Origin of the sequence: Roseovarius sp. THAF27 (genome assembly GCF_009363655.1) — a bacterium.
Taxonomy (GTDB): domain Bacteria; phylum Pseudomonadota; class Alphaproteobacteria; order Rhodobacterales; family Rhodobacteraceae; genus Roseovarius.
In genome coordinates this window covers 2,507,704-2,522,178 of record NZ_CP045393.1, presented here as the reverse complement: position 1 = coordinate 2,522,178, position 14,475 = coordinate 2,507,704, and the positions used below count along the sequence as shown (strand labels likewise).

Annotated in this window: 18 protein-coding genes; 14 read left to right on the top strand and 4 right to left on the bottom strand. The window is 66.0% G+C overall.

The window, feature by feature from the left end; translation table 11 throughout:
* Positions 1–154: 154 nt before the first annotated feature.
* Positions 155–520, bottom strand: coding sequence for a preprotein translocase subunit SecG (gene secG / locus FIU89_RS12610; RefSeq protein ID WP_152492923.1), 366 nt, complete (start codon positions 518–520; stop codon positions 155–157).
* A 124-nt stretch (positions 521–644) separates the two neighbouring features.
* Complete coding sequence (locus tag FIU89_RS12605; protein ID WP_152492922.1) at positions 645–1,043, bottom strand: DUF6524 family protein; 399 nt, start codon at positions 1,041–1,043, stop codon at positions 645–647.
* A gap of 141 nt (positions 1,044–1,184) precedes the next feature.
* Between FIU89_RS12605 and FIU89_RS12600 the strand changes: the two genes are divergently transcribed.
* A complete protein-coding gene (locus FIU89_RS12600) occupies positions 1,185–2,480 on the top strand; it encodes an adenylosuccinate synthase (protein WP_152492921.1) in 1,296 nt (431 codons plus the stop codon).
* A gap of 25 nt (positions 2,481–2,505) precedes the next feature.
* Positions 2,506–2,736: a DUF2842 domain-containing protein gene (locus FIU89_RS12595; protein WP_152492920.1), complete on the top strand. Its 231-nt coding sequence runs from the start codon at positions 2,506–2,508 to the stop codon at positions 2,734–2,736.
* Between the two features lies 1 nt (position 2,737).
* Here the strand turns inward: FIU89_RS12595 and ribA are convergent, their stop codons facing one another.
* Positions 2,738–3,820, bottom strand: a complete 1,083-nt coding sequence (gene ribA, locus FIU89_RS12590) for a GTP cyclohydrolase II (RefSeq protein ID WP_152492919.1) — start codon at positions 3,818–3,820, stop codon at positions 2,738–2,740.
* 172 nt (positions 3,821–3,992) lie between these two features.
* Between ribA and FIU89_RS12585 the strand changes: the two genes are divergently transcribed.
* The 5 genes from FIU89_RS12585 to FIU89_RS12565 all read left to right on the top strand — a co-directional run bounded on the left by FIU89_RS12585 (position 3,993) and on the right by FIU89_RS12565 (position 8,375).
* Positions 3,993–4,679, top strand: a complete 687-nt coding sequence (locus FIU89_RS12585) for a response regulator transcription factor (RefSeq protein WP_152492918.1) — start codon at positions 3,993–3,995, stop codon at positions 4,677–4,679.
* A gap of 300 nt (positions 4,680–4,979) precedes the next feature.
* Positions 4,980–5,768 (top strand): exodeoxyribonuclease III, encoded by a 789-nt coding sequence (locus tag FIU89_RS12580; RefSeq protein WP_152492917.1) that lies wholly within the window; start codon positions 4,980–4,982, stop codon positions 5,766–5,768.
* A gap of 829 nt (positions 5,769–6,597) precedes the next feature.
* Positions 6,598–7,512, top strand: coding sequence for a co-chaperone YbbN (locus tag FIU89_RS12575; RefSeq protein ID WP_152492916.1), 915 nt, complete (start codon positions 6,598–6,600; stop codon positions 7,510–7,512).
* Between the two features lie 27 nt (positions 7,513–7,539).
* Positions 7,540–8,184 (top strand): LON peptidase substrate-binding domain-containing protein, encoded by a 645-nt coding sequence (locus tag FIU89_RS12570; protein ID WP_152492915.1) that lies wholly within the window; start codon positions 7,540–7,542, stop codon positions 8,182–8,184.
* On the top strand, positions 8,181–8,375 hold the full coding sequence (locus FIU89_RS12565) for a Trm112 family protein (protein WP_152492914.1): 195 nt from the start codon (positions 8,181–8,183) through the stop codon (positions 8,373–8,375). Before FIU89_RS12570 ends, FIU89_RS12565 begins: the two co-directional genes overlap by 4 nt.
* Positions 8,376–8,554: 179 nt before the next feature.
* On the opposite strand, the gene FIU89_RS12560 is transcribed toward FIU89_RS12565, so the two are convergent.
* Positions 8,555–9,295, bottom strand: a complete 741-nt coding sequence (locus FIU89_RS12560) for a FadR/GntR family transcriptional regulator (protein ID WP_152492913.1) — start codon at positions 9,293–9,295, stop codon at positions 8,555–8,557.
* Positions 9,296–9,363: 68 nt separating this feature from the next.
* Between FIU89_RS12560 and FIU89_RS12555 the strand changes: the two genes are divergently transcribed.
* The 7 genes from FIU89_RS12555 to FIU89_RS12525 all read left to right on the top strand — a co-directional run bounded on the left by FIU89_RS12555 (position 9,364) and on the right by FIU89_RS12525 (position 14,447).
* Positions 9,364–10,224, top strand: a complete 861-nt coding sequence (locus FIU89_RS12555; protein ID WP_152492912.1) for a DUF2182 domain-containing protein — start codon at positions 9,364–9,366, stop codon at positions 10,222–10,224.
* 3 nt (positions 10,225–10,227) lie between these two features.
* Positions 10,228–10,932, top strand: a complete 705-nt coding sequence (locus FIU89_RS12550) for a DUF1326 domain-containing protein (protein WP_152492911.1) — start codon at positions 10,228–10,230, stop codon at positions 10,930–10,932.
* An 11-nt stretch (positions 10,933–10,943) separates the two neighbouring features.
* On the top strand, positions 10,944–11,453 hold the full coding sequence (locus tag FIU89_RS12545) for a DinB family protein (protein WP_152492910.1): 510 nt from the start codon (positions 10,944–10,946) through the stop codon (positions 11,451–11,453).
* Between the two features lie 4 nt (positions 11,454–11,457).
* Positions 11,458–11,706 carry a hypothetical protein gene (locus FIU89_RS12540; RefSeq protein WP_152492909.1) on the top strand — a complete coding sequence of 83 codons (249 nt, stop codon included), beginning with the start codon at positions 11,458–11,460 and terminating at the stop codon, positions 11,704–11,706.
* Entirely contained in the window at positions 11,706–12,809 is a 1,104-nt protein-coding gene (locus FIU89_RS12535; protein WP_152492908.1) for a dimethylsulfoniopropionate demethylase, read from the top strand. Before FIU89_RS12540 ends, FIU89_RS12535 begins: the two co-directional genes overlap by 1 nt.
* Positions 12,810–12,964: 155 nt before the next feature.
* On the top strand, positions 12,965–13,954 hold the full coding sequence (gene acuI, locus FIU89_RS12530) for an acryloyl-CoA reductase (protein ID WP_152494507.1): 990 nt from the start codon (positions 12,965–12,967) through the stop codon (positions 13,952–13,954).
* Positions 13,941–14,447: a GNAT family N-acetyltransferase gene (locus FIU89_RS12525; RefSeq protein WP_152492907.1), complete on the top strand. Its 507-nt coding sequence runs from the start codon at positions 13,941–13,943 to the stop codon at positions 14,445–14,447. The genes acuI and FIU89_RS12525 overlap by 14 nt, the downstream gene beginning before the upstream one ends.
* Positions 14,448–14,475: the final 28 nt, after the last annotated feature.

Genomic DNA, 14,475 nt, shown 5'->3' with positions numbered 1-14,475 from the left:
GTGATTGCGGCGTTTATCGCCAGTTAGATGCGGTCGAATCGAAGCCATAAGCACCGCATCACCACGGGACTCGAGCCATAAAGGATTCGGATGAAAGGCGCAATATGCTGTGACGCGCGGGTGCGCGTCCGCAAGCCTTAGTGGTGTTTCTGGGTCAGTCTGCGGTAGGTGTCAATGGCGCGTCATCGCCGGCCGACGGAGGCAGGAGTCCGTCGCCGCTGCTGTCGAGACCAGGGTTGCTTTCCTCGGCCGCGGGGCGGTCATCGGTGATGCGGTCCAGAACCGAGGAGCCGCCGGAGTTCTGCGCCGCGATCACGGTCAGCGTCAGCGTGGTCGCAAAGATCGACAGGCCCAGGATCCAGGTCAGCTTGCCAAGCGCGGTGGTGGCCGAGCGCCCGGTGTTCACGTTGCCGCCGCCGCCGCCCATGCCAAGGCCGCCGCCTTCGGAGCGCTGCAACAGCACGACACCGATCAGCGCGAGCGCCAGCAGCAGGTGAACAAGCAGGATGACATTTTCCATAAGACGCGGTCCCTCGGGTTCGGATGGGCGGTATCTAAGCAATTCGGGCGTCCCCCGCAACCCGCCGTTTTCGCAGTTTGCGCAGCCGCGTGCATGGCCGGGAGCGGATCTTGGGGACTGAAGATTATTCGTCCACGTCGTCCATGTCGGACTGGCCCGACAGGCGGCGACGCACGTGGCTCCAGCTGAGCCCGATTCCGAGGACCAGCGACAACGCGGCAAGGCCCAGCCACAGATTTTGCGTCGGACTGTCGATGTTGAGGAAACCGTAGTCCACGAGCACCCATGCCACCGCCGCGGCAATGGCGAGGATCAGCCCCATGCCGAACGCCCCGATCGAGCGCAGCGTGGCGCGCAGGTAGATGATGTAGCCCACCAGAAGCAGCAGCGCGAAGAGCACGGTCAGCGGCATCTGCGCGTCCCAGTTGTTTTGCGCCCAGACGATGAAATTGTACCGGGTCGGGTTGAACGTCGCGGCCAGCAGGACAAAGGCCAGTGCCCACCTCACGATAAATCCGGTCATGCGTGCTCTCCTGCCTTGCGTCCGGTCAAGAAGTGCCCGGCCCGGCGCGGGCTGTCCAGCCCGGGCGCGAAATTCCGGTTTCGCAGGCGGGACGGTGTGGGTATACGGGCGCGGGGTTCAACCACCGCCTGAGAGGTTTTCATGGCAAATGTCGTCGTTGTCGGCGCCCAGTGGGGTGACGAGGGTAAAGGCAAGATCGTTGACTGGCTGAGCGAGCGCGCGGATGTGATCGCGCGGTTCCAGGGCGGGCACAACGCGGGCCACACGCTGGTCATCGACGGCAAGGTCTACAAGCTGAACGCGCTGCCGTCGGGCGTGGTGCGCGGCGGCAAGCTAAGCCTGATTGGCAACGGCGTGGTGCTGGACCCGTGGCATCTGGTCAACGAAATCGCCTCGATCCGCGAGCAGGGCGTCGAGATCAGCCCCGAGACGCTGATGATCGCCGAGAACACGCCGCTGATCCTGCCGATCCACGGCGAGTTGGACCGCGCGCGTGAGGAAGCGGCCAGCAAGGGCACCAAGATCGGCACCACGGGTCGTGGCATCGGGCCGGCCTATGAGGACAAAGTCGGCCGTCGCTCGGTCCGCGTGGCGGACTTGGCGGATGACGCCACGCTCGAAGCGCGCGTGGACCGCGCGTTGCAGCACCACGATCCGCTGCGCAAGGGGCTGGGCATCGAGCCCGTGGACCGCGACGCGCTGGTGGTGCGGCTGAAATCCATCGCGCAGGATCTGCTGCCCTATGCTGCGCCGGTCTGGAAAGTGTTGAACGACCAGCGCAAGGCGGGCAAGCGTATTCTGTTCGAGGGCGCACAGGGCGCATTGCTGGATATCGACTTCGGCACCTATCCGTTCGTGACGTCCTCCAACGTCATCGCGGGACAGGCCGCGACAGGCGTCGGCATGGGGCCGGGCGCGATCGATTACGTGCTTGGGATCGTCAAGGCCTATACAACCCGCGTGGGCGAAGGTCCGTTCCCGACCGAGTTGCAGGATGACGATGGTCAGCGACTGGGGGAGAGGGGTCGCGAATTCGGCACCGTCACGGGCCGCCAGCGCCGCTGTGGCTGGTTCGACGCGGCGCTGGTGCGCCAGACCTGTGCGACCTCGGGCGTGACCGGGATTTCGCTGACCAAGCTGGATGTGCTGGACGGCTTCGACACGCTGAAGATCTGTGTCGGCTACGAGTTGGACGGCAAGCAACTGGATTACCTGCCCACGGCGACCGACCAGCAGTGGCGCTGCAAGCCGATTTACGAGGAAATGCCGGGCTGGTCCGAGACCACCGAAGGCGCGCGAAGCTGGGCAGACCTGCCCGCCAACGCGATCAAGTACGTGCGCCGGGTCGAGGAGTTGATCCAGTGCCCCGTCGCTCTACTCTCAACCTCGCCGGAGCGTGAGGATACGATCCTCGTGACCGACCCCTTCGCCGACTGAAACCGGCAGACCGCAAGAGGACCGCATGGCCCTGAGTTACAAAGCCCGCCGCCGCTGGTCCCTGGTGATCCTGCTGATCGCTCTGCCGCTTTACATCGTGGTGGCGGTCAACCTGACAGACTGGCTGCGGGCAGAATACGACGTGGGCATCCTGACCGAACTGGTGGTCTTCGTCGTGCTGGGCATCGCGTGGATCGTGCCGCTGAAGCCGGTCTTTCGCGGCGTCGGCCAGCCGGACCCGGACGCACGGGACTAGGTCAAAGCAGGTGGCCTGACTTCGCAGCCTTGGTGGCAAGATAGGCGCGGTTGTGCGTGCCTTCGCCCACCTTGAGCGGCACGCGTTCCACCACGTCGATGCCGCAACTTTTCATCATCTCGATCTTGGCGGGGTTGTTCGTCAGCAGCCGCACCGCGCCGAAGCCCATGTTGCGCAGGATGTCGGCGCCGATGCGGAAATCGCGCTCGTCATCCTCGAACCCCAGCCGATGATTGGCCTCGACCGTGTCAAAGCCCTGGTCCTGCAGCGCGTAGGCCCGCATCTTGTTGGCCAGGCCGATGCCGCGGCCTTCCTGGTTGAGGTAGAGCAGCACGCCCGCGCCCGCCGCGCCCATCTGCGCCAGGGCCGCGCGCAGTTGAGGTCCGCAATCGCATTTCAGGCTCCCCAAGATGTCGCCGGTAAAGCAGGCGGAATGCAGGCGCGACAGCACTGGCTCGCTGCGGGACGGGCTGCCGATTTCTATGGCGTAATGTTCCTCGCCGCCATCCTCGGGGCGCCAGATATGCAGGCGACCCGCCTCGGACACTTCCAGCGGCAGGCGGGCGCTGACCACCTTGTGCAGGGGGCTGGCCTCTTTCAGATGTGCGGTGATGTCGGCCACCTCGAGCACGGTCAACGCAGGGTCCAGCGCGTCGGCCGGGAGTGTCATGACCAGTGCAGCAGGCAGAAGGCGGGCGGATTTTACAAGCAGCAGCGCGGCGCGATGCGTGTCGGCCTTGCCTTCGCGGGCCGAGGTCAGCGGTCCTTTCATCGGCGTGCGCAGATCGTCGGCCGGATCGGCCACGGCCTGCACCCAGGAAAGCGGCGCGTCGTGCGGAACTTTGACGCGCGCGAGGTCGCCATCATAAACCCGGGCCTTCAAGGTGTCGGCGCGGCGCGATGAGATGACAAGATGCAGGTCCAGCCCCGTCGCTTGCAGCGCCTTCAGACGGTCCGCATCGCAGGTCTCTGCCGCCGCGACGATGGCCAGTGCAGAGCCATCCCGCAAGACCACCGGCACGCCCATGCGAAGGTCCGCGCGGGCGCGTGCCAGGTATTCCGTCTTGCCGGGGCCAAGCTGCATAACGCGCCCTTTCTTTTTTGTCAGATCACGGCGAGGCTTTCACCTACAGCGTTTTGTAACTGAATGAAACAAAACACGCTTCGCCATAACTAGCCCGTGATTGGCCTGTCACAGTACTTGTGCGATGCGACGCTTCGGCACAAGTAGCTGACAGGCAACGAGGAACAGGAAAATGGCTCAGCTGAAGAAAATTCTGCTTGTGGACGACGACGAGGACCTGCGCGAAGCTCTGAGCGAGCAATTGGTGATGACCGAGGATTTCGACGTCCTCGAGGCCGGCAACGGATCGGAGGCGATGGCGCATGCGAAGGACGGACTCCATGACCTGGTGATCCTCGACGTTGGTCTGCCCGATACGGATGGACGCGAGCTTTGCCGCCTGATGCGCAAGCAGGGCGTCAAGGCGCCGATCATGATGCTGACCGGCCATGACGGGGATGCCGACACGATCCTCGGCCTCGACGCCGGGGCGAATGACTATATCACCAAGCCGTTCAAGTTTCCCGTTCTGCTGGCCCGCATCCGCGCGCAACTGCGCCAGCACGAGCAGTCGGAGGATGCGATTTTCCAGCTTGGACCCTACACGTTCAAGCCCGCGATGAAGATGCTGATCACCGAGGAGGATCGCAAGATCCGGCTGACGGAGAAGGAAACCAACATTCTGAAATTCCTCTATCGTTCGCCCGACGGCGTAGTGGCGCGTGACGTGCTGTTGCACGAGGTCTGGGGCTATAATGCCGGGGTGACGACCCACACGCTGGAGACGCATATCTATCGCCTGCGTCAAAAAATTGAACCGGATCCCTCCAACGCGCGTTTGCTGGTGACAGAGTCAGGCGGCTATCGTCTCCTGTCTTGATCTGGGTCAAGGGCGCGACGCGGTCGGCCCGGTAACGTGATACCCAACCCGCCGCATACGGGTTTAAATCTATGCACCTCCCTGTTGGACTGACCCCGGCCTGGCCGGGGTCTTTTTTTGTTGCCTCGGGCAGGCGGCCGGTATCGGTCGACTTAGGGCCGAGGGCGGCGCGGTGCCGTCTCTTGCTGCGCCTTGCCGACCGTTCGGCAGCGCGACGCCCGATGCCTTCCTGCTTGTGCTGCGAGGGACGCTGGGTTTTATATCCCGGCGAACCTGAAACGCCGAACCGACAGGAGTCCCATGCCCTTCACCCTTGCCACCTGGAACATCAACTCGGTCCGCCTGCGCGAACCTATCGTCCTGAAACTGTTGCAGGAGGAGGCGCCGGATATCCTGTGCCTACAGGAGTGCAAGTCGCCGGTCGAGAAGATCCCGCTGGAGGGGTTCGCGGCCCTTGGCTATCCCTACGTGATCGCGCGCGGGCAGAAGGGCTATAACGGTGTGGCGATCCTGTCGAAGCTGCCCATCCGCGATGTGGGCGAGCGGGATTTCGCGGCGCTGGGCCATGCGCGCCACGTGGCCGGAGAGCTTGAGAACGGTGTGGTGATTCACAACTTCTATGTGCCCGCGGGCGGCGATGTGCCGGACCGCGAGGTGAACCTGAAGTTCGGGCAGAAGCTCGACTACCTGACCGAGATGCGCGACTGGTTCCGCGAGGACAGGCCGCAGAAATCCATCCTCGTGGGCGACCTCAACATCGCCCCGCGCGAGGACGATGTCTGGAGCCACAAGCAACTGCTGAAGGTGGTGAGCCACACGCCGGTCGAGGTGGAGCATCTGACCAACGCGCAGGAGGCCGGAAACTGGACCGACGTCACCCGCGCGGACATTCCCGAAGGGCAGCTTTACAGCTGGTGGTCGTACCGGGCCAAGGATTGGGACGCGGCCGACAAGGGCCGGCGCCTGGATCATGTCTGGGCCAGTGACGACCTCAAGTCCGCAGCGCATTCCAGCCGCATTCTCAGGGCCGCGCGTGGTTGGGAAAAGCCATCGGACCATGCGCCGGTCTTCGCGACGTTCGACCTTTGACGCGGCACGGGATCACGGATGTCGGACCTCGGAGTCACGGGCGGCTCTGCCCGCCTGCGTGATGGAAGAGGTACCGCGCTGGTCGGACTGATGCGCCATTCCGAGGTGGTGCGCGGTCGGATGTCGGGGCCGGGTGGTGTGCGCTTTTCGTCGGACCCGCGGCGGCCGTTTCGCAGGCAGGCGAGGGGTCCGGGGCGATCCGTTTCTTCCGACAGCCCGGTGTCTGGCGATTCGCGAAACCGGGGAATCGTTAACGTGAGTGGCCGGGCCGCAGGATTGCGGCCTCTGGAGGGCGTCGGGGGTCTGCGCCTGGCGCGCCTCCATGACTGGCAGGCGCTGGGCGCTGGCACTGGACGGCGGCAAGGCGGGATCGGGCGGAGCGACGATGGTGGTGGCGGTCGCGCCCGATGCGGCGCGGGGCGCTACCCTTTTGTTTCCGCAGGATAGTTTCGTGTCCGACCTGTCGCGCGGTGCGGCGGTGACCGGCGGGGGAATGCCCGGGGGACCGTGCAGGGCGAGCGTCCCGGGGCCTGGTTCTGGCGCCGTATCGGGCCGGGAGCGGACGTGTGGCCCCCCGGGCTGCCGGAATGTTCACCGCTGGCCGGAGGTATCGCGTTAACCGAGTCGAAGGCGTCGAAAACGACGTCGGTATCGCGTCGGTATCCGGGTGGTATCGCGACGGTGCGATTTTTTCGATCGGTCGCATCGCCCGGTTCGTGACGTCACCGTGCGGTGCGGCAACGACGGCGGCGGCGCCGCCCCTTGCAACACGGGGCCGCGTGGGCCATTTAGACGGCAAATGACATGCCCACGCGATGCGGAGGATACGATGCTTGAACTTGGTGGCCAGAGCCAACCCCAGACCGACCTGATCAAGGACGTCTCGGAGGCGAACTTCATGACCGAGGTCGTCGAGGCCTCGCAGAGTGTGCCGGTGATCGTCGATTTCTGGGCGCCCTGGTGCGGCCCGTGCAAGACGCTGGGACCGCAGCTGGAGGCGGCGGTCACCAAGGCGAACGGCGCGGTGAAGATGGCCAAGGTCAACGTGGACGAGAACCAGATGATCGCGCAGCAGTTGCGGGTGCAGTCGATCCCGATGGTCTATGCCTTCTGGCAAGGCCAGCCGATCGACGGGTTCCAGGGCGCGGTGCCGGGATCGGAGATCGACGCCTTCGTGAACCGAGTGATCGAGGCCGCGGGCGGCCAAGCCGGCGACGCAGGGTTGGAAGAGGCCATCGCGGCGGCGCAGGAGATGCTGGAGCAGGGCGCGGCGACGGATGCCGCCCAGACCTTTGCCGCGATCCTGCAGGAGGACGACAAGAACGCCGCCGCCTATGCCGGCCTGGTATCGAGCCATATCGCGATGGACGACCTGGAGCAGGCGGAAGCGATTTTGAACGGCGCGCCGGCGGAGATCTCGAAGGCGCCGGAGCTGGAAGCGGCGGCGGCGCAGCTGGCGCTGGCGCGGCAGGCCGCGGATGCGGGGCCGGTGAGCGAATTGCGCGACAAGGTGGAGGCAAACCCGGACGACCATCAGGCGCGGTTCGACCTGGCGCAGGCGCTGCACGCCTCGGGCCAGACGCAGGAGGCGGTGGATGAACTGCTGGAGCTCTTTCGGCGCGACCGCGAGTGGAATGACGCGGCCGCGAAGACGCAGCTTTTCACCATTTTCGACGCGCTGAAACCGGGCGATCCGGTGGCGCAGGCGGGACGCCGCAAACTGAGCTCGATGATATTTGCCTGACGGACGGCACGGGCTACGTCCCCGGACATGATATTACAGGGTGATCTGCCGGAGATAATCCCGGTCTTTCCATTGCCGGGCGCGCTGCTTTTGCCGCGCTCGCGGCTGCCGTTGCACCTGTTCGAGCCGCGCTACCTGGCGATGCTCGAGGATGCGCTGAAGACGCCGCACCGCCTGATCGGGATGGTGCAGCCGGACCCCGGCGCGCGGGCGGGCGAGCACGGGCTGCACCGGATCGGCTGTGCCGGTCGCGTCACGCAGTTTTCCGAGACCGAGGACGGGCGGTACATGATCACGCTGTCGGGCGTGTCGCGATACCGCGTGACCTCGGAGGTGGAGGGGTTCACGCCCTATCGCCGGGCGCAGGTCAGCTGGGAGGGGTTCGAGCAGGACCTGGAGCCCAGCGACAGTGATCCGGGGTTCAAGCGGAAGCCCTTCATGGATCTTCTGTCGCGCTATTTCGAGGCGCGCGAACTCTCGACCGACTGGGAGACGCTGAAGGAGGCCGAGGACGAGTTGCTGATCAATTCGCTGTCGATGCTCCTGGGGTTCGAGCCGGAGGACAAGCAGGCGCTGCTGGAGGCGCCGAGCCTGTCGACGCGGCGCGAGACATTGGTGACGCTGATCGAGTACGATCTGCGCGCCGGCGACGACAAGGACGTGATGCAATGAGTGAGACCGACCCCACCGCGCCGGAATTCGACCGGCACATGTTGGAGGCCCTGATCTGCCCGCAGACCCATTCGGTGCTGGAATACGATGCGGAGGCGCATGAGCTGATCAGCCGCAACGCGGGGCTGGCCTTTCCGATCCGGTCGGGGATTCCGATCCTGCTGATCGACGAGGCGCGCAGCTTGGACTAGCGGAGTGCGCGCGGGGCGCGCGCGCACGCTCGACGTCTCGGCGTCGGCCTTTGGCCGCCGCCTCGGGGCGCGGGGCGGCGTGACGCTTTGACCCAGTCGCTGCGCGGGGGGGGCTGCGTCGGAGCCTCCGGCGGGGATATTTGGGGCCAGAGGAAGAGTTGGGTCGGCGTGGTGTGGCGTCAGGTGCTCTTGCGGGCGCGGGTGGCCATCACGTCGCGGCCCAGGGAAAGGGTGTAGGCCTCGAGCCGGTGCAGGGCGGTGTTGGCGGCGCGGGCGTCCTGGTGTTCCAGCGCGTCGGTAAGGGCGGCGTGCAGGCCGACGATTTCGCCGCGGGAGCGGGCGGTGAAGGTGATCATGTTCATCAGGGGCTGCATGGCCTCGACTGCGCCGGCAAGCTGGTAGCTGAGCACGGGGTTGTCGGCCGCATCGACCAGGGCGCGGTGGAGCGCGACGTCGGAGGCGCAGAAGGCCTCGTCGGAGAGGCCCGGCTGCGACTGGCGGGCTATCTCGGCGCGCATGGTGGCGAGGCTGTCGTCGGTGCGGCGCCGGGCGGCGAGGGGGGCGCAGGCGCGTTCGAGCGTGTAGCGGGCCTCGCACGCGGTCTCGAAGCTGACGGCGTTCATCGACAGAAGCAGCGTGGAGGTGGTGATGTGCTGGCTGTAGGCGCCCTGGTAGCTGAGCCGGTTGACGAACGCGCCGCCGAACGCGCCGCGCTGGGTGCGGATCAGCGATTGCGCGGCCAGGCGTTTGAGGGCCTCGCGCACGGTGGAGCGGGAGACGCCGAATTGCTCGGACAGCTCGGCCTCTGAGGGCAGGCGTTCGCCGGTGATCATGCGGCCCTCGACGATGGCATCGCGGATCGCCTCGGCGATCTGGGCGGAGAGATCCTGTCGCGGCTGGGCGGGGTCGGCGGTTTTCATTTGTCAGACCTTTAATTGTCTGACATTCATAAGGGCAATCGTGACTCGAACCAAGGGTGATCTTCTGCATGTCGGCTCTTTCCCTGCGCTCGGTGGCCTGGCTGGCGTTTTTCGCGGCGATCCTGGCGGCGTGGGTGGTGATGTACCTGATGGCGACGGGGATGGACCTGGACCTGATCGGGCGGCCCGGGCCGATGGGCGAGACGATGCGGGCGATGCAGCCGGGCATGGAGATGGGCATGGGCGCCGGTATGTCGGGTGGCATGTCTGGGGGCATGAGCGGCGAGATGTCGGGCGGCATGGACACGATGGCGATGGACAGGTTCGGGCCGCTGTTCGCAATGTGGGCGATCATGATGGCGGCGATGATGCTGCCCACGATGGTGCCGACGCTGCGCTGTTACGACGATCTGTGCCGCAGCGCCGATGGCACCACCGCCGGATGGCTGGGCGTGCTGACGGGGTATTCCATCGCCTGGGTCGGGTTCGCGGCGGTGATCGCGGGCGTGCAGGTGGCGCTGCTCTATGGCGGTGTGATCGACATGCTGGGGATCGCCAAGTCGTCCGCGATTGCGGGCGGCCTGCTGATCGTCGTGGGCGCGTTTCAGTTCACGCGGGCCAAGGAGCTGTGCCATGGCGTGTGTCACAGCCCGATGACCTATTTCCTGGGGCATTGGCGCACGGGATTTGGCGGCGGCGTGCGCATGGGGCTGGGGCTGGGCGCGTTCTGCGTGGGCTGCTGCTGGGGCTTCATGGCGCTGGGGTTCGTGGGCGGCGTGATGAGCCTCTTGTGGATGGGCCTGGCCACGCTTTTCATGGTATTGGAGAAACTGCCGCAGATCGGGCACCGGGTGATCCGGCCGATGGGTGTGGCGCTGATCGCGGGCGGGGTGGCGGTTCTGGCCGCGCCGCTGGTAACGGGAGGATAGAGCATGGCTTTGACACGCCGGAAGGACGCCGACAAGTTGCCGGTGTCGCAGCGTATCGACAACCGGATGGCCAACCCCAAGCGGCGCAAGATGACGCCGACCGAGTGGGCGATCAAGGGCGAGCTGTTCCTCAACTGTTCCTGCACCGTGTTCTGCCCCTGCGTGGTGAGCCTGGGGGCGCATCCGCCCACCGAGGGGCATTGCCATGCGTGGATGGCGATTGCCATCGACGAGGGCCATTACGAGGGTGAGGACCTGTCGGGCCTGAACCTGGGCTTGCTGGTCGACATCCCCGGGCGCATGGGCGAGGGCAACTGGAAGGTGGCCGCCTATGTGGACGAGCGGGCCTCTGGCCGCGCCTATAACGGGATCCTGCAGATCTTCAGCGGGGCGGCGGGGGGCACGACCGGCCTTTTCACCATGCTGGTGAGCGAGATCATCGGAGCCGAGCGCGAGAAGGTGGAGATCGTGCGCGACGGCAAGAAACGGGGGCTTTACATCGGGCGCAAGATCCAGGGCGAGATCGAGATGCTGGACGGCGCGAGCCCCGATCATCCGGTGATGGTGACGAACTCGAAATACTGGATGGGGCCGGATATCATCGCGGCGAAGGGTTTGAAGAGCCGGGTGCGCGATTATGGCCGGGTCTGGGATTTCGGAGGCATGTCGGCGGAGGTTTGCCCGATCGACTGGAAAGGGCCGAAATAGGGACGCCGAGCATGATCACACCCGAGTATTGCCGCGTGATGGCGCGGTACAATGCGTGGCAGAACCGGCAGCTGACCGAGGCGCTGGACGGCCAGTCGCTGGAAGTGCTGACCGAGGATCGCGGCGCGTTCTTCGGCTCGATCCTCGGCACGCTCAATCACCTGCTATGGGGCGACCTGATGTGGATGGCGCGGTTCGATCCGTCGGTCGAGGCCCCGACGGTCGGCGTGAAGCAGAGCGTGGAGATGCACCCGACGCTGGGGGCGTGGAGCGCGGCGCGGTATCACGTGGACGGCAAGATCGGGCATTGGGCCAATTCGCTGCGGGCGATGGACCTGACAGGCGACCTGCACTGGTATTCCGGCACGGCGCAGCGCGACGTGGTCTCGCCCAGGGCTTTGTGCGTCACGCATATGTTCAATCACCAGACCCATCACCGGGGACAGGTCCACGCGATGATGACCGCCGCCGGGCTGGAGGCGCCGGTGAGCGACATGTTTCTGATGCCCGGGGAGGGCTGAGCCGATGCTGGCCTTTGTCCTGGCGCTGGTGGTGATCGCGGCTGTCGCATGGAGCCTCGGGCGCGGTCGCGTGGGCGGCCGCATGGCCGGGCCGGGGAAACGGCCCGCGAGGCGGGCCTGCAAGTGGAGCGAGACCGGCAACAGCAACGGCCGGTTCGTCGAGTATCGCTGTGCGGCCTGCGGGGTCGCGGCCTATTCCGCCACGGGCGACGCGCCGGTGATCTGCAAGAGCAACCTGAAGGGATCCGTCTGATGCCGATGATCTCGCTGTCGCGCCGGTTGCGGCGCACGCCTTTTTCCGACGGGGTCGAGGCCGCCGGGGTGAAGGGCTACACGGTCTACAACCACATGTTGCTGCCGACGGTGTTCCGGTCCGTCGAGGAGGATTATCGCCATTTGAAGGACGCGGTGCAGGTCTGGGACGTGGCCTGCGAACGGCAGGTGGAGCTGCGCGGGCCAGACGCGGGGCGGCTGATGCAGATGCTGACGCCGCGCGACCTGCGGGGGATGACGGCGGGGCAGTGTTATTACGTGCCGATCGTGGACGAGACGGGCGGCATGCTGAACGACCCGGTGTCGGTGAAGCTGTCGGAGGATCGCTGGTGGATCTCGGATCCCGACAGTGACCTGCTATACTGGGTGAAGGCCACGGCGCATGGCTGGCGGCTGGACGTGCTGGTGGACGAGCCGGACGTGTCGCCCCTGGCGGTGCAGGGGCCGAAGGCCGACGAGCTGATGGCGCGGGTCTTTGGCGACGGGGTGCGCGACATCCGGTTCTTCCGCTTCGGCGTGTTCGATTTCCAGGGGCGGGACATGGTGATCGCGCGCTCGGGCTATTCCAAGCAGGGCGGTTTCGAGATCTATGTCGAGGGGGAGGACATCGGTATGCCGTTGTGGCACGCTTTGATGGAGGCGGGGCGCGATCTGGACGTGCATGCGGGCTGTCCCAACCTGATAGAGCGGGTCGAGAGCGGGCTTCTGAGCTATGGCAACGACATGACCGACGACAACACGCCGCATGAATGCGGGCTGGGGAGGTTCTGCAATACGCAGAGTGCGATTGGCTGTATCGGGCGTGATGCGCTCTTGCGAGTGGCCAAGGAAGGGCCGGTGCAGCAGATCTGCGCGATTGCCATCGACGGGCCGAAGGTGCCGGGCTGTGATCGGTGGTGGCCGGTGACGGCGAATGGAAAACGCGTGGGTCGGGTGAGTTCCGCCGCGTGGAGCCCGGATTTCGAGACCAACGTGGCCATCGGCATGGTGCGGATGACCCATTGGGACGCGGGCACCGAATTGCAGGTCGAGGCGCCGGATCAGGTCCGGCGCGGGGTGGTGCGGGAAGGTTTCTGGAACTGATGCCCGCTTCGGAGGGGGAAGCGAGGGGCCAGCCCCTCGCGCTCCCCGGGATATTTTTGGCCAGAGGAAAAGCAGGGGCGGCGTTGGTGCGGCCCCGCACATACTTGGAACGATGAAAGCGGGGGAGCCTCGCTATGCAAGACAGGAGACTGGACATGTTCAACGCATTGGTTGTCGAGAAGGACGAAGAGAGCGGCAAGACCTCGGCGGAGGTCAGGCAGATCGGCTTGGACGACCTGCCCGAGGGCGAGGTGACGGTCGCGGTCGAGTATTCGACGGTGAATTACAAGGACGGGCTGTGCATCGGGCCGGGTGGCGGGCTGGTGCGGAAGTACCCGCATGTGCCGGGGATCGACTTTGCCGGGACGGTCGAGGAAAGTTCGGACGACCGATACAGCCCCGGCGACAAGGTGGTGCTGACCGGCTGGCGCGTGGGCGAGGCGCATTGGGGCGGCTATGCCCAGAAGGCGCGCGTGAAGGCCGACTGGCTGGTGCCGCTGCCCGAGGGGCTGGATACGCGGGCTGCGATGGCGGTGGGGACCGCCGGGTTTACCGCGATGCTGGCGGTCATGGCGCTGGAAGACCAGGGGCTGAAGAAGGGCCCGGTGCTGGTGACCGGGGCCGCGGGTGGCGTGGGCAGCGTGGCGACCGCGATCCTGGCCAAGCTGGGGCACGAGGTGGCGGCCGTCACCGGGCGGCCGGAGCAGGAGGACTACCTGAAGAGCCTTGGGGCGAGCCGGATCGTGCCGCGGGAAGAGTTGACCGAAGTGACCAAGAAGCCGCTGGAGGCGGAAGCCTGGGGCGGCTGCATCGACGCGGTGGCGGGTGCGATGCTGGGCCGGGTGCTGAAGCAGATGGAATATGGCAGCTCGGTCGCGGCCATTGGCCTTGCCGGGGGCGCGGCCATCGAGGGGGCGCTAATCACGCCTTTCATCCTGCGCGGTGTGAACCTCTTGGGGATCGACTCGGTCATGCAGCCATATGACAATCGCCTGCGGGCTTGGGAGCGGATCGCCAGGGACCTGCCGATGGACAAGCTGGACGAGATGGTGCAACCCGCGACCCTGTCGGACCTGCCGGAGTTGGGCCGCGACATCCTGAAAGGCCAGGTGAAGGGCCGTGTCGTCGTCGATGTCAACGCGTGACGACCTGACCATCCGGCTGGTGCGCGACGGCGATGCCGACGCGCTCTGGCCGATCCTGCGCGAGGTGGTGCGCGCGGGCGACACCTATGCCATCGAGCCGGACCTGTCGCAGGGTCGGTTGATGGATTACTGGTGCGAGGCCCCGCGCGCGACCTACGTGGCGGAACTGGATGGCCAGATCCAGGGGACCTATTACATCAAGACCAACCAGGCGGGCGGCGGCAGCCATGTGTGCAACTGCGGCTACATTACCGCGCCTGCGGCGCGGGGGCGGGGGGTGGCGCGGGCGATGTGCGAGCATTCGCAGGGTGTGGCGCGGGAGCTGGGCTACGAGGCGATGCAGTTCAATTTCGTCGTGACCAGCAATGTGGGGGCCATTGCGCTGTGGACGAAGCTGGGCTTCGAGACGGCGGGGCGGTTGCCCAAGGCGTTCCGGCATCCCAAGCAGGGGCTGGTGGATGCGCTGGTGATGTTCAAATGGCTGGGGAGCTGAGGTGTCTTGCTCTCTGCGCGCTCGGTGG